We start from the raw sequence: 23,353 nt of genomic DNA, 5'->3' as shown, positions 1-23,353 counted from the left end.
GTGAAGGGCGCGGGACAGAAACCCCGGTCACTAAGATAGAACTATGACCAGTGCAGAATTCTCTCCCGCGCCCTTTGCCGTACCCACCGCCGCTACGCCTGACGCCGCCGCCGCGACCAATAATGCTGCGCCCGGCGTTACCCTACCCAACCTCGAGTACACCCTCTACCAGCCGAAGCAGCTCAAAAGCCGCATCCCGGCCCTCATGATTCACGGCTTCGCTACCCGCGGCGAACAGCTCTACGGCGGCACCGGCTGGATCCGCCAATACCTGCGCGCCGGATACCCCGTGCTAATCGTTGCCCTGCCCTACCACTCGGACGAGTACCTTAAGGACCCCGAGTCCATGCACGCCATCGACTGCAAGCTCCCCGACCACACGAGTGTGCGCAGCCGAGAAATTCCCGTCGATTCGGTGCTCTCTGTCGATGCGGTGGGCCGGCCGCTGACCCCCATGCACCTGTTCACCAACATGCTCGCTCGGCTGCTACGCACCGTCGCCACCGAGAACGATCTCGGCGTTGAACTGGAATCGCGCGCGCACGTTATCGGCTTCTCCTTCGGCGCCCGCGTCGGCTGGGAACTCGCCCTCACCCACCCGGAGGCGGTCGCCTCCCTCACCCTGGGCGGCCTGCCCCTGCACGACCACCTCATCACCCTGCGCGCCATGCTCGAGGCGCACGAAGGTACCAGCGCCTCCGCGGGCGCGCAGACCCCGGCGGCAGACTCCACGGAGGAGGCCATTGCCTCCTTCACCTCCATTATTGATAACTCCCCCGCTCAGCCCGATGCGCTGCTGAAGTTCGTGCGGATTCCCTTCGGCCCGTTCTTCGACGTGCCCGCGCTGCGCACCGGTTCCCCCGAGCTGCCGGCGGGCAACCCCGGTGCGCATCCGCACGCACCCATCGCGGTCGTGCTCGGCGATGCGGACACCATCGCCGCCGACGGTGCCGAACTCTACGACATGGTGCGCGACGACAACCCGCTCAACCGTTTCATTCCCCTGCCCGGCCGCGACCACGTAAACGCCCTGACCTCCGGTGCCTTCCGACGCGGTGCGCTCGCCTTCGCGGCAGAAGTGGAGGTGGCGGAGGCCGAGGCGGCCGAAGGTACCGGGGGCGCGACGAATCCTTCATAAAACGTCATATTCCTCCGGGGGCTTCACGCTCAGACCCGGGGTGCGTCAGGTATGCCTTAGCTCTTAGAATGGGAACGTATCAAAAAACCTTTATCTAGCGGTTGAGGCTCAACCGCGCCCAGCAAAGGAGCACCATGCACCAGGTTAAGGCTGTCGTAGCCCTCGCCCAGGACGCGCCCGTCACCGTCACCACCATCAACGTACCCGACCCCGGCAAGGGCGAGGCCCTCGTCAAGGTCCTCACCTGCGGCGTCTGCCAGACCGACCACCACTACGTCACCGGCGGCGTCGGCCAGGACTTCCCCTACCTGCTCGGCCACGAGTCCGCAGGTATCGTCGAGGCCGTCGGCGATGACGTCACCGACATCGCCCCCGGCGACCTGGTCATCCTCAACTGGCGTGCCGTCTGCGGCGAATGCCGCGCATGCCGCAAGGGCCAGCCGCAGTACTGCTTCGCAACCCACAACGCAACCCAGAAGATGACCCTCGAGGACGGCACCGAGCTCACCCCCGCGCTGGGTATCGGCTCCTTCGCCGAGAAGACCCTCGTCGCGGCAGGTCAGTGCACCAAGATTACCGCCGATATCAGCCCCGAACAGTACGCAGCAATTGGTCTGCTCGGCTGCGGTGTCACCGCCGGCCTGGGTGCCGTGCTGAACACCGGTGAGCTCAAGCGCGGCGAGTCCGTGGCCGTCATCGGCTGCGGCGGCGTCGGCACCGCAGCAATTGCAGGCGCACAGCTGGGTGGCGCGACCACCATCATCGCCGTGGACATCGACGAAGAGAAGCTGGCCCGCGCCCGCGAGCACGGCGCAACCCACACCGTGAACTCCTCCAAGGTCGACCCCGTCGAGGCCATTAAGGAGCTCACCGGCGGCTTCGGCGCAGACCTCGTCATCGACGCCGTCGGCATCGCCCCCACCTTCAAGCAGGCCTTCGAGGCACGCGACCTGGCTGGCCGCGTCGTCCTCGTCGGTGTGCCCGCACCCGGCACCACCTGGAACATCCCGCTGGACGAGGTGTTCGGCCGCGGCGGCTCCATCAAGAGCGCCTGGTACGGTGACACCCTGCCCTCCCGCGACTTCCCCGAGTTCGTGGACCAGTACCTGCTCGGCCGCCTCGATCTGGACAGCTTCGTCTCCGAGCGCATCACCCTCGAGGACGTCAACGAAGCCTTCGAAACCATGAAGACCGGCCGCGTGCTGCGCTCGGTCGTGGAACTCTAGGAGCGTAGCGTGAGCGAACGTATTGAACGAGTCGTCACCTCCGGCACCTTCTCGCTGGACGGCGGCTGCTGGGACGTCGACAACAACGTCTGGATCGTCGGCAACGGCTCCTCGGTGATCATCATTGACCCCGCCCACGACGTCGACAAGATCTCGCGAACCGTCGCGGGCCGCACCGTGGAGAAGATCCTGCTGACCCACGCCCATGACGACCACATCCGCAGCGCCAAGGAGGCGGCGGAACGCTTCGGCGCCCCCGTCTACCTGAACCCCGCGGACCGTGTGCTCTGGGAAATGGTGTACCCCTCCTGGGACTTCGACCGTGAGCTGGCCGACGGCGACGTGCTACGCATCGGCGAGACCGAGCTGACCGTGCTGGCAACCCCCGGCCACTCCCCCGGCTCCGTATGCTTCTACGCACCCACCCTCAGCTGGGAAAACAGCGAAGGCGTCGTCTTCTCCGGCGACACCCTCTTCAACGGTGGCCCCGGCGCAACCGGACGCTCCTACAGCGACTTCGACACCATCATCGAGTCGATCTCGACCCGCCTGCTGACCCTGCCCGAGTCCACCGCGGTCCTCACCGGCCACGGCGACAGCACCGGCATCGGTCTGGAGGCGCCCGAGCTGCCCGCATGGATTAAGCGCGGTCACTAAGCGTTTGCCCGCACGGCACGGCTGCCCCCCGCGGCTACCCGCCCAGCGCGGCACTAAAAAGAGGAAGGCCCCGCCACCTGCACGCAGGTGACGGGGCCTTCCGTCGTATTTGGAAACGCGAAGGATTAGGCGTCCAGGGGAGCCAGCTTCTCCTCGTGCTCCTCGCGCCACAGGTAACCGTACAGGTGCCCCAACGCAAAGTACATGGTCGCCACAATCACCGGCACCATGAACGCGTTGCGGTAGTACGGGGCGTCGCCCATGTAGCCGCCCCACATGCATCCCATCGCCATGCCGATGCCCAGCATCGAACGGGTGAAGAAGCTTGCCTGTGCGTCGGGAATATACTTCAGCGAGCGGCTCAGCGACAGCTCATGGCCGGCGAAGGCCACACCCAGCGTCGCACCGCACAGGACCAGTGCATAGAAAATCGTTGACGTATCCACGCTCGTTGGCAGGTACAGGGCGGCCAGGACCAGCAGAATTCCGCTCAAAAGCCAGCCGTGCCACGGGTTAATGGACTGCCCACCCAAAATCACGGGGAAAGCCACCAGAACCATCGATCCCGTTCCGACGGCCACCATCGCCATGAACATGTTCATCGACCCCTGCATCAGCGCGAAGCCCAGCAGACCCGAGCCCACGGAGCCCACGCATCCGCCCAGTAGCACCAGGCCAATCACCAGCACCGCAGTCTGCAGGCTCGGACGCGTCATGCGCACCCGCGCGCTCGCCGTCTTCAGGCGAGATACATCCGGTAGGAACTTCGGCGCCACGAAAACCACCAGGAGCAGGAGCACATCCAGACCGATAGTAATCCAGAAGCCCGAATATTCGTGGTTAGGCGCAATGTAGGCGTCGCCAATCCAAATCATCAGGGCCGCTAACGGGTGCATCGACAGGTTCGCGGTGGTACCCCACGAGACGGCCGTCGCCAACCGCTCGTCGCTATACCGGTAATTCCGGCGATACAACGATTCAAGAGCGAACGGAGTCCACGGCGGGGTCGTAAAGCCCATCGCCACGCAGGAGAGCGCGTGGTAAAGGGTACTCACATTGTTCGGATCCACAGTCAGACGCCAGCCGATGACCAGCATGTTCGCTATCGCTGCGATGTTCAACACCGACGTGATACCCAGAAGAAACTGCAGGCCCAGGGCCCGCACCAGCATGGGCCCCATCATCACCTGAACCGAGTACGCACCGGCAAAAGCCGCCACCGCGTAACCGGCGTCGTGCACGCTACCCAGGTGGCTCGCCAGCAGAATATACAGGGCAAACGCCGAAGATGCCGCGGGAATGTGGAACAGAATGGTCAGGACGCTACGCGCAAATCCCTCATCGCGCAAGATATCACGCAGGTACTTGCGCTGCTCACGGCCGTTTCGCCAAAACAGCGCCCAATGCTGACGCACGATGTTCGATACCGAGTCGTCCTTATTGACCTCATCATCCGAGGGCAGAGGGAGGGGCCTCACCTCCTGCAGCACGTGGTCGTTGTTACGCACCACATCGGTGAGGGGACCGCCCGGAGCGGAGGGAACCCCCGTGCCGGAGGTAGGCTGCACGTGTAGCTCGGGAGGAGGAGTCACCTTCATAGTGTGCGGAGGAACCCCCGGTACGTGAGCACCGGGGGTGGGTGACGCGTCCTCGGGGTGAGCCGCGGGGCGCGCTGAATCCTGATTCCTACGCTGAGGTGTTGGGGTCATGGTCTCTCTCGTGATTATTCCGCCGGTTCTCGACGCGTCAGCGTTCGAGGGCGGGGGTATGCCTAATAGGAGTTTACCCTCACCGAGGAGCCACGCTGTCCCTTTTCCACCACAATCTGGGTCGGAATACGGTTCTTCATCTCTTCAACGTGCGAAATAAGGCCGATGGTGCGACCGTTCTCACGCAGAGACTCGATGGTGTTCATCACCGTATCCAGGGTTTCGGAGTCGAGCGTACCGAAGCCCTCATCGATGAAGAGGGTGTCCAGCTCGATTCCGCCGTTGTTCGACTGCACCACCTCGGCCAGTCCCAGGGCCAGAGCCAGGGAGGCCAAGAAGGACTCACCGCCGGACAAGGACGCGGCGTCGCGCGGTTCTCCCGTCCAGGTGTCCGTGATGTTCAGGTTCAGGCCACCGCCGCTACGGCTTCCCTTAGCGCGGTGGTCGCTGAGCTTCATACCGTAGCGACCGTCGCTCATGCGCTGCAGGTGCTTATCCGCGACGTCCAGGATCCGCTCGAATTCACCGCCGAGCACGTAGCTCACCAGGTCCACCTGGTGCGTGTACCCGCCGAGGGTGTCGCCTCGGGCCGCGGCGGCGAGGGCCCCCAGCATCTCGGCCCGATCGTAGCGTTCGGCCGTCCGTTCGCGGAAGGCGACAAACTCACTCCGCAGGGCCTGCAGGGAACGCACGACGCCTTCCCTCTCACCCTCTCGGCGAACGAGGTGCTGCACCCGCTGGCGCAGTTCCTCGATACGTCCCCTGAGTTCCTGCTGATCATCCGGGGCCTGTTCGCCCGCGGCCACGCGAGCCGCGACCTCGACCAGGGCTTTGCGGCCCAGGCTTTCGTTCACGCGGGCGGACTCCAGCTCGTAGTCGTTCACGGCCTTCTCGAGGGCCAGAATCTGAGCCTCGGTTCGCTCGGCCATGATGACCCCGGCGGAATCGGCAAAGGGCGACTCCCGGAGCAGCCCCTGAACCTCGACGAGGTGCTTAGAGTGCTCCTCCGCCGCGCGGTTCAGCAGCAGGGAGCCCTGTTCCTCGCGCTGGGCGAGGGCGCGGTAGTTCTCAAGTGCCTCAATGCGTTGGGCAAACGGGATGTGAGCCTTGGAAGGCGCCAGCTCTCGAGCCAGGGCGTCACGGCGTTCGAGGCTTTCGCGGTGGAGGGCCTGGGCCTCGGTGAGGGCATCGTGCAGGGTGCTCCGGGTCTCTTCGGCGGCCTTCTGTTCGGCCTCCGCCTGAGCCTGGCGCTTGCGCAGGGCGTCGCGCTCGGCGAGACGGGTCGTCGTCTGCTGAACCCGTTCGCGAGCCTGGGCCAGCTGCCGGGCGCTCTGCTCGGGATCCGCGCGTTCCTGGGCCGCGAGGGTTTCGCTCTGGCTACGGGCGCGGGCCAGCGCCTCAGAAGCCCGGTGATACGCGAGGGTGGCCTTTTCCTTCTCCTCCTCGCGAGCGCGGGAGGCCTCGTGGGCGCGGTCTTCACGGGTCTTGGCTGCGTCCAGATCGGTCTGCTCGACGAGGCTCTCGCCCTCGCGGGCACGGGCAGGGTTGGGATGCTCCGCGGAACCGCACACCGGGCAGGGTTCCCCCTCGGTCAGCTCGCGGGCGAGCAGGGAGGATGCCTGGGCCAGTCGCTGCGCCTGCAGGCTCCTGAAGGCGTCGGTCGCCTCGATAGCGGCTCGGGCGGCTTCCTCCCAGCGTTCCTGAGCCTTCTGCCGGGTGCCGAGGGCTCGTTCCGCTTCCTTCTCGGCCTCGGCGACGGCCCGCCGCGCGGCGTCAATATTCTGCTGGGCCTGCTGGGCTTCGCGGTGCGCCTTCTCGGCGTCCTCGGCCCCGCGGAGGGCAAGAGCGTGCTCTTCCTCGGCCTTCTCGTAGGCCTTCAGGTTCTCCTGAATTTCCCGTGCCCTGGCACCCAAGGTTTCGAGGTTCTGGGCGGCGCTTTCGACCTTCTGGGCCAGCTGCTCGCTCCGGGTTTGGGCCTGTCGGACAGTGCGCTCCTCCTGGGCCAGCTGATCGTCGCGCTTGTGCAGGGCGCGCAGGGCGGTGAGGGTCGCGTCGAGATGCCGGCCGCGGGCCTCCGCGGGCTCTTCAGCCGTACGCGTGGCGAAGAGCTCCTCCTCGGGGTAGGGCACGGCGTCTTCCGCGGGATCCTCCCCCGCGCGCAGGGCACGGAGCAGGCTCTCGCGAGCGGTCTTCAGGGCGCCTGCGTACTCGGCCTGCCGGGCGCGCTGTTCCTCGATATCCCGTTCCTCAACGCGCAGCTGGGTGTAACGCGCGGTGAGCGGGGCGGCGGCGCGGGCATCCGCAAGCTCCTTCACGCGTGCTTCGTGCGGTTCCCGTTCCTCAACGAGACGTTCACGGCGCGCGATGAGCTGCTCGTACTCGCCCCAGTCCTTGCGAAGCTGAAGGCGCTCGTTGAGGGTCTGGGCGTGACGGTCAGCTTCGCCGGCGAGGCGGGACTGTTCCCGGCCGTCCCGCGCGGAGGCGGTGCGCGCCTCCTCGACACCGGAGGCGAGCCACGCGTCAAGGGTGTCGGCGGCGACGGTTTCGGGGGTAACCGTATCCGTGGCTTCTGCGGTCTCCGGCCCACCGTCGGCGGGGGACGCTTCGGCCGCCTCCCCCTCGGGGGTGAGCGGGGCGAGGCTTTCGCGAAGAGCCTCCATACCACTCCGGGCACGATTGAGATAGCCGTCGAGGGCCTGTTCATCGTTGGCAACGTCCTGCCGGGCTTGCTTTGCCTCCTCGAGAAGCTCGGCGTACATGGCCTCGATGTGATCTACGGGGAACATCTTCTTGAGCAGTTCTTTACGCTCTACCGGCTTGGACTTGAGGAATTGCGCGAACTGCCCCTGCGCGAGGAGCACGACCTTGAGGAATTGTTCGCGGTTGAGGTGAATACGCTCCGCGATGACGGCGTTGACCTCTTTGACCTGGGAGGCGATGGGCTTCCAGGCCTTATCGTCCCCCGGGTTGCCTCCGGGAAGCAGCTCCTCCACGGTGGCGGTGGCGGCCTTGACGGTCATCTGTCCGGCGCGCTTGCCGCGGGTGATGGGGTGGCTGTACACGGGGGTGCGGTTAATGCGCAGGCGGCGGCCCTGCAGGGTGAGGTCGAGGAAGACGCGGGGCGGGGTGTTGCTGCGTGCCGCGTAGGTGGAGTAGAGCTGCGCGGGGTCGCGGTCGCCGGTGGTGCCGCCGTAGAGGGCGTAGCAGATAGCGTCCAGGATGGTGGTCTTACCGGCGCCGGTGGGACCGTTGAGCAGGAAGACTCCGGCAGCGTTGAGGTCGCCGAAGTCGATGGTCTGCCGGTCGGGGTATGCCATGAAGGCTTCAAATTCGAGGCGGTGCAGAATCATGCGTGGTCTTTCTGAGCGGTGACTCGGTCGGCGATATCGGTGATGACGGCGCGTTCGGGGTCGGTGAGGGGACGCTCGCGAACGTAACGGTGGAATTGGTCGAAGAGGTCCACGGGGTTAATCTTCTGGCTGAGCGGCGGAGCGGCGGGTTTTTCGATGGCTTCGCGGGTGCTGCGGTAGCTGAAGTGCGAGATGGTTTCGTACCGCTTGCGGAGCGTGTCGACCGCGCCGACGGGAAGGGTCTCGTCGGTGAGCTCGATGCGGCAGTAGTAGCCGCGCTCGTAGGGGGTGTATTCCGGGTTGTTGAGCAGATCGTCCATGGTCCCGCGGAGGGTTTTCATGGGAACGCGGGTTGCCCATTCATGCCCCGTGATGACGGGCTCTTCGCCGGGTGTGAGCTCGATGAGGTAGGCCCCGTTGCGGTTGGTTTCTTCGCTAAAGGAGAAGCCGAGGGGTGAGCCGCTGTAGCGAATGGTCGCGGTGACGGGGTACCGCTTATGAATGTGCCCGAGGGCTACGTAGTCGAAGCTGTCGAAGAGGGAGGCGGGTACCCAGTCGATGCCGCCGACGCTGATGTCGCGTTCGGAGTCGCTGCGGGGCGTGGTGTCGGCGTTGCCTGCGGTGTTGCTGACAGTTGCGTGGCTCATGACGATGACGCGGTCGGCACCTTCGCCGCGAGCTCGACGGTCGGCGATATCCGCGCGAATGGCATCGGTGACGGCGCCGAGGACGGCGCGGTGAGTGGGCTCAACCCCGAGTGCGGTGGCGTGCAGGCGCGGCGCAAGGTAGGGAACGGCGTAGACGTGCACGCGCTGGGCCCCCTCGACGAGTTCGACGGGGCGGGTGGCGTCCTCGAGAGTGGTTCGGATGTGCACGCCCGAGGCTTCGAAGAGCGCTGATCCGTAGCTGAGGCGGCGGAAGGAATCATGGTTGCCGGAGCTGAGGATAACCTGCACGCCGGCCTGGACGAGGCGGGTGAGAGCCCGGTCGAGCAGGGTGGTGCTTTCGGCGTTGGGGATGCTGCTGTCGTAGACGTCCCCGCTAATGAGGAGGGCGTCAACGCCTTCGGCCCGAACGTAGTCGAGCAGTTCGTCGATGAACTGTCGGTGCTTGTCGGTGAGAGGGCTGCGGTGAAAGGTGCGGCCGAGGTGCCAGTCGGAGGTGTGCAGAATCTTCATGGTTTCAGTATGGCACCGTTGAGAAAAGTGCGCCCCGCGGTTCGTCATTCACGGTTTGGACCACGCTGCTCGGGCCCTACAGCGGCGTATGCGCTCATGCGGAGCGGGGGCTCCGTCCTCAAGGCGCCCCAGCGCCGCAGAGGGGGCACTCCCCCGCGAGCGTGAGCGCGGAGCCGCCTGGTACAGGCCTCCCGCGAGCACAAAGCCGCTTTTGTCTAAGCCCTCCTCAATGGCTGATGACAACAAGTAACCGACCATACGCGATGTAGGCGCTCATGCGGAGCGGGGGCTCCGTCCTCAAGGCGCCCCAGCGCCGCAGAGGGGGCACTCCCCCGCGAGCGTGAGCGCGGAGCCGCCTATCTGTTGCGGAGTCCGCGTCCTAATGCGCCCGTGGGATAATCGCCCTATGAGTTTTTCTGAGTTCACGCGCGCACCCGAGGTTTCTGCGGAGTTTGCGGGCCGGGTGCGCGGCCTGTTGTATGCGTCTGCGCTGGGTGACGCGCTGGGCTATCCCCTTGAGTTGCTGTCGGCGGAGCAGATCGCGGAGCGCAACCCGAAGCCCTGGGAGGCCGCGTACGGCGAGCTGCTAATCAGCGATGATACGCAGCTGACCTGCTACACCCTAGACGGCCTGACGGAGGTTCTGGAGTGGAATAACGAGGGCGCGGCGGCGGATGAGTTGGCGTGCCTGTGGCTGGCGTATTTGCGGTGGTTCCGCGGTATTGGCGAGGCTCTGCCGGAGACCGCCCCGTTTTCTTTGGATCGTGAAATTGACGGGTCGAACGAGTTGACGGCTCGTCGCGGTCCGGGTGCTGCGACGTTGCGGGGGTTGGGTACCGGTGAGATGCAGCTGGTGTCGAAGTCGGTGAACCCTGATGCTCTGGGTAGCGGCGCGCTGGTGCGTTCGGCGGCTCTGGGGCTGTTGCCGGTGGCTCAGGAGCGCACGGTGGTCATGTTGGCGGTGCGCGGTGCGGCATTGACGCACGGCCACCCGGAGGCTTTAGTGTCAGCGGCGGCGTACGCGCTGCTCATCCGCGATTTGTTGGCATCCCCGTCCGGCTCGTTTGACGCGTTGCTGGAGGCGGCGCGTCGTGTGGTGTCGTGGTGCGGTTCGGTTGCCGGGGATGATGCGATTCCGGGTGATGGTTCCCGCACCGTGGAGGCGCTGAACCGTGCCTTCGAGCTTTTGGAGCGCGGTGTGGTGCCGGGGCCGCAGGCGGTGGCTGAGCATTTTGGTACGGGGTGGACCGCCCCGGAGCTGCTGGGCACGGCGCTGTGGTGCGCGGCGGATGCGCTGAGGAATCTGCCCGCCGATGCCGATGATGCGACGGTGCGTGGCACCCTGTTTGAGGGGCTGTGCCGCGCGGTGTCAGTGGATTCTGATTCGGATTCGGTGGGAGCGATGGTCGGTATGCTGTGGGCGGCGGCCGGTCTGCCGGTGGGTTCGGAACCTGCGGGTGATGCCTGGGCACAGGCGCTGGGTCGTGTGCATGGCCTAGACCAGGTGGAGGCGGTTGCGGAACGCTATCTGCGCCAGCTGGGTCTGTAGTAGCGCTGAACCTCGACGGCATAGCGGCGATGCGGAGCGGGGGCTCCGTCCTCGAAGCGCCCCCAGGCGCTGAAGAGGGGGCACTCCCCCGCGAGCATCGTCCGCGAGCCGGCTGTACCGGAGCGGTACCGCGAACATCGTCCGCGTGCCGACTGTACGGAACTACATAACGCTCATCGTCCGCGTGCCGCATATACAAACTGTTTACATACGCAGAAAAGGCTCTCCGGTAATGTCGGAGAGCCTTTTCTGTATGTGCTAGAACTAGCGAAACTGAACCTGGACGGCATAGCGGCGATGCGTAGCGGGGGCTCCGTCCTCGAAGCGCCCCCAGGCGCTGAAGAGGGGGCACTCCCCCGCGAGCATCGTCCGCGAGCCGGTCCTGCGGAGCTGTACCGCGAGCGGGAACCGGTGCGCCGTAATTGGTAGTCGGAGTACTAGTCCAGGTAGTCGCGCAGTACCTGCGAACGCGACGGGTGACGGAGCTTAGACATGGTCTTCGACTCGATCTGGCGGATTCGTTCGCGGGTCACGCCGTAGACCTTACCAATCTCGTCGAGGGTCTTGGGCTGACCGTCGGTCATGCCGAAGCGCATGGCGACGACACCGGCTTCACGCTCGGAGAGGGTGTCGAGGACGGAGTGAAGCTGCTCCTGCAGAAGGGTGAAGGACACCGCGTCTGCGGGGACGACTGCTTCGGAGTCTTCGATGAGGTCACCGAATTCGGAGTCGCCGTCTTCGCCGAGGGGGGTGTGCAGGGAGATGGGCTCGCGGCCGTACTTCTGAACCTCGATGACCTTTTCGGGGGTCATGTCGAGTTCCTTACCGAGCTCCTCGGGGGTGGGTTCGCGACCGAGGTCCTGAAGCATCTGGCGCTGCACGCGGGCGAGCTTGTTGATGACCTCGACCATGTGCACGGGGATGCGGATGGTGCGGGCCTGGTCTGCCATGGCGCGGGTGATGGCCTGGCGGATCCACCAGGTTGCGTAGGTGGAGAACTTGAAGCCCTTGGAGTAGTCGAACTTCTCGACGGCGCGGATGAGGCCGAGGTTACCTTCCTGGATGAGGTCGAGGAAGAGCATGCCGCGGCCGGTGTAGCGCTTGGCGAGGGAGACGACGAGTCGCAGGTTGGCTTCGAGCAGGTGGTTCTTGGCTCGCTTGCCGTCGTGGACGACCCAGCGCATGGCCTTCTTGAGGTCCTTGTCCATGTCGGGGTTTTCGGCGATCTTGTGTTCTGCGTAGAGGCCGGCCTCGATGCGCATGGCGAGGTCGACTTCCTGCTGTGCGTTGAGCAGGGAGACCTTACCGATCTGCTTGAGGTAGTCCTTGACGGGGTCGGCGGTTGCGCCGGGGGTGACAACACGCTGAGCGGGGGCATCGTCGTCGTCGCTGGCGGTGAGAACAAAGCCGGAGCCCTTGGCTGCTACAGCCTCGGCGGCCTTCTTTTCTTCCTTCTTGGCGACGGTAGCTTCGTCTTCTTCAGGCTCTTCGTCGGCGTCGGTGGTTTCGAGATCGTCGTCGAGTTCGAGGTCGAAGTCGTCGTCGGTCTTCTTGCGTCGTCCGCCGGTCTTGCGCTTGGTGGTTGCCTTAGCGGTGGTCTTGCGGGTGCGCTTGGGCTTTTCCGCGGTGGTTGCGGTAGCAGTATCTTCTGCGGTGGTTTCCTTGGCTGCCTCGGAGGTGGTCTTGGCTGCCTTAGTAGCCTTAGTAGTCTTGGTTGCCTTGGTGGCGCGGGTGGTCTTGGCGGCGGTTTCTTCGGTTGCGTCGCCGGTTGCAGTCTTCTTGCTAGGTGCAGGTGCCACTAGTACCCTTTCTGGCTTGTGTTGGGGTGCTTTGTCTGCAAAACACCTAAGACCCTGTCAAGTCTGTGCTGGCGTCCTCTTTGGTGTGTTTGCGGCTCTGAACCGATTAACGCTGAGGGATGGGTTTTTATTCCGCTCGCGTTGGTCGTTTACGTGGTGCCGCAGCTCGTTGTACTGAGCTGTTTGAGGGCGCGCTATAGCGCATCGACTGTACGGGGTCAATACATAAGTATTGCAGATTTTCGGGTGCTTTCAACTTGACTGGCCGTAGGTCGGGGTGTTTTTGCGGGGCTTGAGGGTGCTGATGGTGGTCCCTTCGGTGAGCGCGTCGGTATTGGCACACCGAGCGGTGAGCCAGGCGGGGCAGGTTCCGGTGGCGAGTCGCGCATCGATGATGTTGGGGCTGAGGCGGGGGTCGTGGAGCTGTGCCTCGTGGCGCAACAGGTTGGCGTAGGTGCTGTGTCCCTTGAGCCAGTTACTCCAGGATTGAAGGGTGCGTAGGGCACTGTACTCCGCGGTGTTGGAGCCCGGAACGAGAAGGCTGGAGAGAAGCTCGAGGGCGTTGAGGCGGCGGTAGTCGGGTGCCTCGACGTCGGCAGACCCGGCGAGCGCGGCGCGGTAGTGGTTAAGGGCCGCGAGGCGGCGGGGTTCGCTCATATAGGTGCTGTTGTTGAGCTGTTGGATGATGTGTTGGTCACGGCTTTCTTCATCGGTTGCGGGTGCTTCACCGTCCGTTTCTGCGCCGTAGGGAGAAACCCGACCGCCGATGTACTCGTGGAGGGTTTCTTCGTGAAGCAGGGAGCTTTCGGCGAGGTCGATTCCGTCGAGCTCGGTGAAGGCCCAGCGCTCGAGATCTGCGGCTTGGATGGTGCGGTGGGTTCGGCGAATCCAGTCTTGCCACTGATTGCACTTGGCGGGGACGGTACGCACGGCGGGCCCCTCGCCTGCCAAGGCAGCGGTGAAACTGCGAGGTATCCGGGCCTTTCGGGTGATGCGCGTGCCGTAATGGGGCGGTTCGATGGGCTCTTCGCGAGGCTCACCGAGGGGTGCGGCGCCGCCGAGGGCATAGTAAATGTAATCGGTGGTGTACCGCTGGATGGTGAGTACCTGCTGGGTTCGGTCGAGGCCGTATCCGGCGAGGTATGCCAGGGTCTCCGGGCTGAGAATTTCGAGGGTGCTGTGTTCCTCGAAGGCGTTGGTGAGGGTGCTGGGTTGCAGGGATGCACGCAGGTACCCGGCGACCTCGGCGGGGATGAGCTCGCGGAGGGTGTCGCCGATGGTGCGTTCGCTGAGTTCGGGTGGGGTGTTCAGGTAGGGCTCTACTGCGCTGATGGCGGTCTCCCAGTAGCAGAGGTCGAGCTGGGCCTGGCGGTAGGCTCGGTCGGTGGTGGTGACCGGGACGCGTTGAGCGCGGGTTGCGCTCCAGAGTTCGGAGGCGGATTCCCAGTCATCTCGGGTAGCGGGGTTGTTAGTCGTGTCGGTATCCCAGGGGCTCCGGGCGAAGTTGCCGGTTGCGTCGGGCGCGATGCTGTCGCCGAGGCTGGTTCGCCATGCCTGGTAGCGGCTGGTGTGGAGGTCTTCGATGGGTCCGAGGAGGGTGAGCGCTTCCATGCGGTCGTTGAGGGCCCACACGGTAGCGGCGCCGGCGTAGATGATGTCTTCGCAGCGTCGTTCGCCGACGATGCGCGGGTCGAAGAGCATGTGTGCCCAGGAGCTGATGCGGCTCTGCGCGGTGATGTCTGCGCCGACTTCGTGCAGGGTCGCGGCGGTTCGGGTGGCTGGGTCGAGTTGGCGTTGGCGTACGGCGTTATCGCCATCGACGATGATGGCGTAGAAGCGGTTGAGGGGTGCCCCGTCGTATTCGGCGGGAATCATGGTGAAGAGGCCGGTGAGGTACACGGCGCGGTGGCTTTCGGGGAGCGGTTCTTCAGGCAGGTTGACTCGCAGGCTGGGGCCAAGGACGGAGTTGTGGGCGGTGAGGATGATGAGGGAGCGTTCGGGCCAGTAGCCGTTGTGGTGGAGTGCGTGGCTGAGAACGTCGTACTCGGTGGAGATTGCGGGAGGCGCGGGGCTCGGGGTGCCGTTCGGAAGACTATCCGTCCGGACGGCTGCGCTCTGGAGGCCGTCTCGGGTGTTAGGGTTCTGGGCGCTGGGCTTCTGGGTATTGCGGTGCTTGTTCATGGTTCCACAATGTCAGGTGCGCCGCCTTGGCATCCGTTAAAGAAAAAATCTGTGGATATCTCCTCCGTAAAGAGAAGAAAATCCACAGATTTATTCGTTTTGTTCGGTTTTTCGGGTACCGCACCGCGGCGGTTCCGTCACATTCGGTCACGAACGCCCCGCTGTACGGTCGGCAGGAGAGCCGCAGATGCAGGTGAGTCTCCCCTCCTCCCGGCGCCGCGCCTCGACGAATCGGTTAGCGTCTGCCTAGCGTTCCCCTAGTGCTCGTCCAGGAAGCGTTCGAAGAGGGCACCAATCTCGTCGCGGCTCGGAATGTTGTTGGCGTCCCGTCGCGAAAGCGGAATGGCGATATCCGAGGTGCGGTAGTTCTCGTCGTAGTTCTCTTCCATGGTCGTGATCATGCGCCCAATTTCGGGGTTCTGCTTGACCTGGTCGTTAATCTGCCCGTGCACGTGGCGGGCGGCCTCGCGCAAATCGTCGGTGGGTAGCGAGAGATGCGCGGCCATGCCCACGTGCTCGAGGGCGGTGAGGGTGCCCTGCGGCAGGTCGGCCTCGGAGATGTACTGCGGAATATTCACGCCGAATCCCACGGTGTCGTAGCCGTTGTCGGTAAAGAGCACCTCGAGCAGGTTGGTGATGGTCGCGTGCATATCCGCGGTAGGCTTCCACGGGGAGATGCCGCGAATCAGGTCCTTGCGGGAACCGTGCGCGGTGACGGGGAAGGGTCGGGTGTGCGGCACGGGCATGGGGTAGGCCGAAACCAGCACGATGAGCGAAGGCTGCAGGCGTCGCACAATGCCGAGCAGAGCCTTCTGAAAACGCTGCCACTGCAGGTCCGGTTCGGCGCCGGTGAGCAGCAGGAAGGGCTGATCGAGGCTATCCTCGACGGCGTAGAGCTTGAGCTGCGGGTACTGCGGGTTCTCGAAGTGGTCCTTCTCGTAGTGCACGAAGGGGCGGCGGGCGCGGTAGTTGTGCAGCTGGTCGCTGTCGAACTCGACGATTTCAATGTTCTTCAGCTCGCTGAGGAGCACCTGCCCGAGCTGTCCGGCGGTGGATCCGGCGTCCTGCGGGCTGGAGAGGGCGATGACGAGGGTCAGCCCGTGCATCCGCGGATCGTCGAGGATTTTGGTGTTAGCTAAGTAGAGATCTTCGGGATTGAGCATGACGGCCTCCTCACTATGAATCCGTTCGGCCCGCCACACCGTGTTTCGTCACGGGGCTGGCCGACGCGCCTTTCTGTCAACAGACGCTTTCCGTAGTCTTTCATTCTAGGCCAAGAAGATTGTGTTGGCTTCTATCTCGGCGTTTTCTCGCGGCGGGTGAACGGTCTGCCCCGCATGAGCCGAAATGCTGGGGACCCCCGCGGACGGCTTGCGAGCGTACGCGCCGCTCCCCCGCCCCATCCGGTAGAGTAGAAACGGGTAGTCCGCGCGGCTTTGCGCGGCGCATCCCGCCTCTACGGGCACCGTTTCGAGCGGTTCGCCTGCCTCGGGCGGGATGGTTTCAAGAAGACATACGCAAAGGAGTAACGATGTCTCTTTCCCTGTCGATTCACAGCACCGACCTTGAGGCGCTGGAGGCCGACGTTCTGGTCCTGGGTGTTCTGAAGGGTTCCGAGGGCCCGTACCTGGCCCCGAACTCGCTGTCTGAGGATTCCGCCGAGGGTATCAACGAGCTGCTGGAGGCGCTGGGCGCCTCGGGCGCCCCCGATCAGCTGCTGCGTCTGCCGGGTCTTGAGGATTCGGGTGCCGGCATTGTGGCTCTGGCTGGTCTGGGTTCCGATCAGGCTACCGGTCAGGAGCGTCTGGATGCCCTGCGCTATGCCGCTGGTTCAGCAAGCCGCCAGCTGGCCGGTTCCGCTGAGGAGATTGCCTTCGATTTCGGCCTGTCCTCCGTGGATGAGATTGAGGCCGTCGCGCACGGCGCCGTGCTGGGTAACTTCATCGAGGAGGGTATGCGCGGCAAGACCCAGGATTCGATCAAGGAAGAGATTGAGTCCGTCCTGATTATTTCCTCGATTGATCCCGATGAGGCGGAGCCCGCACTGGTGCAGGCCCTGGTCCTGGGTGAGACCACCAAGGACGCACGCCGTCTGGTGAACCTGCCCCCGTCGCACCTGTACCCCGAGACCTTCGGTGAGTTTGCGGCTGAGCTGGCCGAGGATTACGCAAACGTTGAGATTGAGCTCTTCCACTACGACCGCCTGGTCGAGGAGGGCTTCGGCGGTATTGCCGGCGTTGGTCAGGGTTCTCCCCGCAAGCCTGTTCTTGCCGTGGTGAAGTACGTCCCCGAGAACCCGAAGGCTCACGTGGCTCTGGTGGGTAAGGGTATCACCTTTGACTCCGGCGGTAACTCGCTGAAGCCCGCCGCTTCGATGATGACCATGAAGTGCGATATGGCCGGTGCCGCAGCCGTGCTGAACGCCGTGGTGGCCTCCGCTGAGCTGGAGGTTCCGGTGGCCGTGACCGGTTACCTGTGCCTGGCCGAGAACATGCCCGGCGGCCACGCCCTGCGCCCCGAGGATGTCATCACCATGCGCGACGGTCGTACCGTTGAGGTGCTGAACACCGATGCCGAGGGTCGCCTGGTTATGGCGGACGGTATCGCGCTGGCTTCCGAGGCTAAGCCGGACGTCATTCTGGATATCGCCACCCTGACCGGTGCCGCTATGGCCGCCCTGGGCCTGCGCACCGCCGCTCTGCTGGGTGACGAGGAGATTCGCGAGCGCGTGCAGGCTGCCGGTGCATCCGCCGGTGAGGCTTACTGGCCGATGCCGCTGGAGTCTTACCTGCGCAAGAGCCTGGACTCGCAGGTTGCCGATATTAAGAACATCGGTTCGCGTTTCGGCGGTGCCCTGACCGCGGGCCTGTTCCTGAAGGAGTTCGTGGGCGAGGGTATTCCGTGGGCGCACCTGGACATCGCTGGTCCCGCGTTCAACGAGGAGGCACCCTACGGTTACACCCCGAAGGAGGGTACCGGCTTCGGTACCGCAACCCTGGTGAACTTCATCCAGTCCTACGCCAAGTAGAGGGTTCGGCTGCGCCGAGACTCTTGCAGGGGGCTTCCTCTCTGCAGTGTTTCCGCTGATTGCTGAACGGTTATATAGGGATGCGCGAGGCGCTTTGGCTGAACAGGCCGGGGCGCCTCGCGTGTTGCGTTGAGGTCATTTCCGCCTTTTCTCGGTTCGTTGGGGAGGGAGCTTTTCTTCTCCCGTCCGGGCCTTTCAGCATCCCCGTGCGAGAACGGCCGGGCGGGGTGTCCAGTATGCTATACGCCTCGAATTTTTTGGCCTCTTTGCGGGATTATTTGGCTAAAAACCACCCTGAGTGAACTTAAAGGGGCGGTATCGGGGGTATTGTTGTATTAAGTGTTTTTCTGCGTACGCGGATGGGCGCGCGTCTTTTTGATGCGGGCCTGCTGTGTGTGCTGGGGAACCTACCAATAAGGTAAGAACTCATTGCACGGGGTCGTACCCCACCAACTATGCAAGGGAGCAATATCGTGGCTCAAGAATTCGATATCCTCATCCTCGGCGGCGGTTCCGCTGGTTACTCTGCAGCTATTCGCGCACGCCAGCTGGGCTTCACCGTCGGTCTGATTGAGAAGGAAAAGGTCGGCGGCACCTGCCTGCACACCGGCTGCATCCCCACCAAGGCCTACCTGCACGCAGCTGAGCTGGCCGAGGACGCACGCGAGGCATCCAAGGTCGGTGTCAACGCTGTTCTGCAGTCCATCGAGATGGGCAAGGTGCGCGACTACAAGGACGGCATCGTTTCCGGTAAGTTCAAGGGTCTCGCTGGCCTGCTGAAGATGAAGGGCATCGAGATCATTGCCGGCGAGGGCAAGCTCACCGCTCAGGACACCATCACCGTTAACGGTGTGGAGTACAAGGGTAAGAACATCATCCTGGCTTCCGGTTCGGTCTCCAAGACCTTCGGTCTGCCCATTGAGGGCCGCATCCTGACCTCCACCGAGGCTCTGGAGATGGACTACCTGCCCAAGAGCGCTATCGTGCTCGGCGGCGGCGTGATTGGTTGCGAGTTCGCATCCATGTGGAACGCTATGGGCGTGGACGTCACCATCATTGAGGGTCTGCCCCACCTGGTCCCGAACGAGGATCCCGCAATCATCAAGGTCCTGGAGCGTGCCTTCAAGAAGCGCGGCATCAAGTTCAACACCGGCACCTTCTTCGAGAAGGTCGAGCAGGACGCTAACGGCGCTAAGGTCACCCTGGCAGACGGCAAGGTCTTCGAGGCTGACATCGTTCTGGTCGCTGTTGGTCGTGGCCCGAACACCGCAAACATGGGCTACGAGGAGCAGGGCATCCCCATGGATCGCGGCTTCGTCCTGGCTAACGAGCGCCTGCACACCGGCGTGGGCAACATCTACGCAGTGGGCGACATCGTCCCCGGTGTTCAGCTGGCTCACCGCGGTTACCAGCAGGGCATCTTCGTTGCCGAGGAGATCGCTGGCCTGAACCCCACCGTTGTTGAAGACATCAACATCCCCAAGGTCACCTTCTGCGATCCCGAGATTGCATCCGTTGGTTACTCCGAGCCCAAGGCTAAGGAGAAGTTCGGCGCTGACAACGTTGAGACCGCTGAGTACAACCTGGCCGGTAACGGTAAGTCCGCTATCCTGGGCGCCACCGGTATCGTCAAGGTTGTTCGCCAGAAGGACGGCCCCATCGTTGGTGTTCACGCCATCGGTAAGCGCATGGGTGAGCAGATTGGTGAGGCTCAGATGTGGGTTGCTTGGGAAGCATTCCCCGAGGATGTTGCCAAGTTCATCCACGCACACCCGACTCAGAACGAGTCCCTGGGTGAGGCAGCAATGCTCCTGAACGGCACCCCGCTGCACAGCGCATAATCCAGGCGCACATATTTTTACTGGCTGATGTTTTTCGCGTCGGCTTAGTTACGACCTTTCAGGTCAAGGCGGTGACGGGCGTATCCGCTGAACAACGCCCCGCACCCGGATGCGTGTTCCCCGGTTCTGAACCGGGGGCGCGCGTCCGGGTTGCCGCCCCACATTTTTCTAGTTCAAGCATTCACCAAGGAGAACGGGAAAGATTATGTCCCACACCGTAGTACTGCCCGCACTGGGCGAGTCCGTGACCGAGGGTACCGTCACCCGCTGGCTCGTAGAGGTCGGCGACACCATTGAGGTTGACGCTCCCCTGGTTGAGGTTTCCACCGACAAGGTTGACACCGAGGTTCCCTCCCCCGTAGCAGGCGTTGTCGAGCAGATTCTCGTCCCCGAGGACGAGGACGTCGAGGTCGGCGCTGCTCTGGCCATCATTGGCGACGGTTCCGGCGCTGCTGCTCCGGCTGCTCCCGCCGCTGCCGCTGCACCTGCAGCTCCCGCTCCGGCTGCTGAGGCTCCCGCAGCACCCGCTCCGGCTGCTCCCGCCGCTGGCTCCGCTTCCGGCACCGAGGTCCTGCTGCCCGCACTGGGCGAGTCCGTGACCGAGGGCACCGTGACCCGCTGGCTGAAGGAAGTTGGCGAGCAGGTTGAGGTTGACGAGCCCCTGGTTGAGGTTTCCACCGACAAGGTTGACACCGAGGTTCCCTCCCCCGTTGCAGGTACCCTGCTCGAGATCCGCATCCCCGAGGATGAGGACGCAGAGGTTGGCCAGGTTCTGGCTATCATCGGTGACGCTTCCGCTGCCGCTGCTCCCGCCGCTCCGGCTCCCGCAGCTGCTCCGGCCGCTCCTGCAGCTCCCGCCGCACCTGCTGCACCGGCTGCTGCTCCGGCCGCTCCCGCCGCACCTGCCGCTCCGGCAGCTGCTGAGGGTGAGGCATACGTGACCCCGCTGGTCCGTAAGCTCGCTAAGGACAACGGCATCGACCTGTCCACCGTGAAGGGCACCGGTGTTGGTGGCCGCATCCGCAAGCAGGATGTTCAGGCTGCTATCGCCGCTAAGGGTTCCGCTGCTCCCGCCGCCGCTGCTCCCGCTGCAGCTGCCGCTCCGGCTGCTGGTTCCGCAAAGGCACCGCACACCTTCGAGGTTTCCCCCAAGCGTGGCACCGTCGAGAAGACCGCACGCATCCGCCAGGTCATCGCAAAGCGTATGCGCGAGTCCCTGGACATCTCCACCCAGCTGACCCAGGTCACCGAGGTTGACGTGACCCGCGTTGTCCAGCTGCGTGCAAAGGCTAAGGACGGCTTCGTTGCTCGCGAGGGCGCAAAGCTGACCTTCCTGCCCTTCTTCGTCCAGGCAACCGCTGAGGCTCTGCAGCAGCACCCCGCTCTGAACGCTTCCATGACCGAGGACTACAAGCAGATTACCTACCACGGCTCCGAGAACATCGCTATTGCTGTGGACACCCCCAAGGGTCTGCTGGTTCCCGTCATCAAGAACGCTTCCGATCTGGGCATTGCTGGCCTGGCAAAGGCTATCGCCGACCTGGGTGGCCGCGCACGTACCGGCGACATCTCCCCCGAGGAGCTGTCGGGTTCGACCTTCACCATCACCAACATTGGTTCCTTCGGTGCACTGTTCGACACCCCGATCATCAACCAGCCGAACGTTGCAATCCTCGGTACCGGTTCGATCGTGAAGCGCCCCATGGTTATCCAGGATGCAGACGGTAACGACGTTATCGCTATCCGCTCCATGTGCTACCTGTCCCTCACCTACGACCACCGCGTGGTCGACGGTGCAGACGCAGGTCGCTTCCTGCGCACCGTCAAGACCCGCCTGGAGGAGGCAAACTTCGAGTCCGAGCTGGGTCTCTAAGACCTGCACAGGCTCAAGGAAGTTTCCTTGTGGCGATACCCTGACGGGTAACCGAGCGTAGCTCCACCGGTTTTTCCGGCGGCACGTAAAAGCGGCGGCCCCATCCACTTCGGTGGGTGGGGCCGCCGCTTTTGTATCCCCGCAATGCCGCGGTTATACGGGTTCGGCGCGGACGATTTCCCAGCCTTGCTCTCCACGGTGCAGTTCGAAAATAACTTTTTGTCGGGTGATCCCATTTTCTTCGCTGAGTTTGCGGGCCTGCTTCTCCTCAGCGCTGGGCCGGTAGCCCGATGCCGAAACCACCGCGACGATGCGCAGGTCTTCCCCGCCTCCGGCGGAGTCTTCGATGCTTTCGAGAGTGAGCTCGGCGCCGCCACGGGCACGGCGTTCGCGGTTGCGCTGGTCGATGAGGGCCCTCAGCACCGCCTCTGGGTTTTCGCGTTCCCCCGCCGCCGATACGTCGGGAGCATCGCGTGCCGTGGGGGATTCACCGGAGGCGGCGTGCACCTGAGCCGAGGCTTCTACCTCTCCCCCGTTGAGGGTCAGCATGCCGGCAGAGGTCGCGAGGGCGGCCAGGGTCAGCGCGGTGGCCCCGAGCCGCATCGGGGTGTTAAGCCGCAAGCCTTTGGCGGTTTTCTTGTCAGCTCCCGTGTCGGCGTTTACGAGCCGTCGGGCGGGGTGGGTAGCGGGTGGGCGGGCTCTCCCGAGGGTGTGCCTCCCCGACTTTCCGCGTTGTGCCACCGCCCCGCGGGTTTCTAAGAACTTGCGGACCTTTTCTCGGGTCTTCTCGAGCGGGGTGTCCCGCGCGCTATCCTCTCGTTCCGGAGCGGCGGGAATCAGCATCCGGGCCCGTTCGGAGCAGCTGAGGTACACGTTAATGGGCCTGGAGTCGAGGTCAAGATCAAGCACGGGGTTCAGACCGATGCGGGTCAGCCGGGCGGCGGGGGCATCCAGCAGGTACTCGAGGGCGCGGCCGAGGCTTCGGGCCCGGTCGGTGCTCCAATCGGCGCCCCGGTCGGCTTCGGTTTTTGTTCCGGGGCCGAGGCGCAGGCTGAGGGGCACGCGGGCCTCGGCCGGTTCGGGGTCGTGCCCGCAGGCGGCGCGCCATAGCAGGGCTGCGGCGGAGCGCACGTACTCGCCCGCCCACGCGTAGCTTGTGGGTTCTGCGTTCTTTTGGGGAGCGGGTTCCGCAGCAATATAGGAGCTCTCCGGGAGCAGCAGTCGGGGCTTGCCTCCGGCCGTGAGTCCCACGTACTCGGCGGAGATTACTCCGTACCGCTCCCCCGCTTCGCGCAGGGTCTCGATGGCCTCGTGCAGGGAGCGGGCCAGGGTCACGAGCTCTTCGATTTCTAGCGGGCGCAGGGCCAGCAGCCGGTCCAGGGTTCCCGCATCAAGCGGTTCGTAGTAGAGGCTCACCGTGTTGTTCTCGCCCGAGGGGCCGCTCATCCCGCAGAGCCGCGCGAGTCCTGGACCGTTTGCGGGCCTCGGGGTTATCGATTTCCCCGGGATCTTGAAGATACGCCGGGTGTAGCGCCCCGGGTGCAGAGCCGGTTCGACGCGCATCTCTAAGGGGCAATCGACAATGTTCAGGGTGCCCACGGCGGGGTTTCCGATGGTTTCGAGCGGGAATACTTCATCGTTATTCATGGCTTAATACTATCAAATTACACTAAATAATTTCATTAAATAGCCAAATATAAAATTAAACCTCTAAGCCCTAGTCTTCAGCACCGCTCACCTACCAGTACACAAAGTATTGTGTCGCCCCGTGTTCGCTCATCATATGATTCAGGGCGACCTAATTTTCATCAGCTCATCCGCGGG

Annotated in this window: 14 protein-coding genes; 7 read left to right on the top strand and 7 right to left on the bottom strand. The window is 64.1% G+C overall.

Features of this window, described 5'->3' with window-relative positions:
* Positions 1-43: 43 nt before the first annotated feature.
* The 3 genes from HMPREF2874_RS05405 to HMPREF2874_RS05395 all read left to right on the top strand — a co-directional run bounded on the left by HMPREF2874_RS05405 (position 44) and on the right by HMPREF2874_RS05395 (position 3,021).
* Positions 44-1,138: an alpha/beta fold hydrolase gene (locus HMPREF2874_RS05405; RefSeq protein WP_070649231.1), complete on the top strand. Its 1,095-nt coding sequence runs from the start codon at positions 44-46 to the stop codon at positions 1,136-1,138.
* A gap of 134 nt (positions 1,139-1,272) precedes the next feature.
* Positions 1,273-2,364, top strand: a complete 1,092-nt coding sequence (locus HMPREF2874_RS05400) for an S-(hydroxymethyl)mycothiol dehydrogenase (protein ID WP_070649228.1) — start codon at positions 1,273-1,275, stop codon at positions 2,362-2,364.
* 9 nt (positions 2,365-2,373) lie between these two features.
* Positions 2,374-3,021, top strand: a complete 648-nt coding sequence (locus HMPREF2874_RS05395) for an MBL fold metallo-hydrolase (RefSeq protein WP_070483867.1) — start codon at positions 2,374-2,376, stop codon at positions 3,019-3,021.
* A 125-nt stretch (positions 3,022-3,146) separates the two neighbouring features.
* Here the strand turns inward: HMPREF2874_RS05395 and HMPREF2874_RS05390 are convergent, their stop codons facing one another.
* The 3 genes from HMPREF2874_RS05390 to HMPREF2874_RS05380 all read right to left on the bottom strand — a co-directional run bounded on the left by HMPREF2874_RS05390 (position 3,147) and on the right by HMPREF2874_RS05380 (position 9,258).
* Positions 3,147-4,619 carry an MFS transporter gene (locus tag HMPREF2874_RS05390; protein ID WP_070649227.1) on the bottom strand — a complete coding sequence of 491 codons (1,473 nt, stop codon included), beginning with the start codon at positions 4,617-4,619 and terminating at the stop codon, positions 3,147-3,149.
* A gap of 173 nt (positions 4,620-4,792) precedes the next feature.
* Positions 4,793-8,080 (bottom strand): AAA family ATPase, encoded by a 3,288-nt coding sequence (locus tag HMPREF2874_RS05385; protein ID WP_070649225.1) that lies wholly within the window; start codon positions 8,078-8,080, stop codon positions 4,793-4,795.
* Positions 8,077-9,258: an exonuclease SbcCD subunit D gene (locus HMPREF2874_RS05380; protein WP_070649223.1), complete on the bottom strand. Its 1,182-nt coding sequence runs from the start codon at positions 9,256-9,258 to the stop codon at positions 8,077-8,079. The genes HMPREF2874_RS05385 and HMPREF2874_RS05380 overlap by 4 nt, the downstream gene beginning before the upstream one ends.
* Positions 9,259-9,664: 406 nt before the next feature.
* Between HMPREF2874_RS05380 and HMPREF2874_RS05375 the strand changes: the two genes are divergently transcribed.
* Complete coding sequence (locus HMPREF2874_RS05375) at positions 9,665-10,807, top strand: ADP-ribosylglycohydrolase family protein (protein ID WP_070649221.1); 1,143 nt, start codon at positions 9,665-9,667, stop codon at positions 10,805-10,807.
* Between the two features lie 437 nt (positions 10,808-11,244).
* On the opposite strand, the gene HMPREF2874_RS05370 is transcribed toward HMPREF2874_RS05375, so the two are convergent.
* From HMPREF2874_RS05370 to HMPREF2874_RS05360, 3 genes are all read right to left on the bottom strand, one after another.
* Positions 11,245-12,606, bottom strand: a complete 1,362-nt coding sequence (locus tag HMPREF2874_RS05370; RefSeq protein WP_070649219.1) for an RNA polymerase sigma factor — start codon at positions 12,604-12,606, stop codon at positions 11,245-11,247.
* A 252-nt stretch (positions 12,607-12,858) separates the two neighbouring features.
* A complete protein-coding gene (locus tag HMPREF2874_RS05365; protein WP_141754220.1) occupies positions 12,859-14,787 on the bottom strand; it encodes a metal-dependent hydrolase in 1,929 nt (642 codons plus the stop codon).
* Positions 14,788-15,044: 257 nt separating this feature from the next.
* Positions 15,045-15,950, bottom strand: a complete 906-nt coding sequence (locus tag HMPREF2874_RS05360) for a proteasome assembly chaperone family protein (protein WP_070649217.1) — start codon at positions 15,948-15,950, stop codon at positions 15,045-15,047.
* Between the two features lie 368 nt (positions 15,951-16,318).
* Between HMPREF2874_RS05360 and HMPREF2874_RS05355 the strand changes: the two genes are divergently transcribed.
* The 3 genes from HMPREF2874_RS05355 (at position 16,319) to sucB (ending at position 21,529) form a co-directional block, all read left to right on the top strand.
* Positions 16,319-17,815, top strand: a complete 1,497-nt coding sequence (locus tag HMPREF2874_RS05355; RefSeq protein WP_070649215.1) for a leucyl aminopeptidase — start codon at positions 16,319-16,321, stop codon at positions 17,813-17,815.
* A 455-nt stretch (positions 17,816-18,270) separates the two neighbouring features.
* The gene (gene lpdA / locus HMPREF2874_RS05350; protein WP_049346592.1) at positions 18,271-19,656 is read left to right on the top strand and encodes a dihydrolipoyl dehydrogenase; all 1,386 of its coding nucleotides are present in this window, start codon (positions 18,271-18,273) and stop codon (positions 19,654-19,656) included.
* A 205-nt stretch (positions 19,657-19,861) separates the two neighbouring features.
* On the top strand, positions 19,862-21,529 hold the full coding sequence (gene sucB, locus HMPREF2874_RS05345) for a 2-oxoglutarate dehydrogenase, E2 component, dihydrolipoamide succinyltransferase (RefSeq protein WP_070649213.1): 1,668 nt from the start codon (positions 19,862-19,864) through the stop codon (positions 21,527-21,529).
* Between the two features lie 153 nt (positions 21,530-21,682).
* Here the strand turns inward: sucB and HMPREF2874_RS05340 are convergent, their stop codons facing one another.
* Entirely contained in the window at positions 21,683-22,975 is a 1,293-nt protein-coding gene (locus HMPREF2874_RS05340; RefSeq protein ID WP_141754219.1) for a peptidase, read from the bottom strand.
* Between the last annotated feature and the right edge of the window lie 378 nt (positions 22,976-23,353).

Source organism: Rothia sp. HMSC068F09 (assembly GCF_001812775.1).
GTDB classification, from domain to species: domain Bacteria; phylum Actinomycetota; class Actinomycetes; order Actinomycetales; family Micrococcaceae; genus Rothia; species Rothia mucilaginosa_A.
Note: the sequence above shows the minus strand (reverse complement) of the source record. Positions and strands in the feature narration are given on the sequence as shown.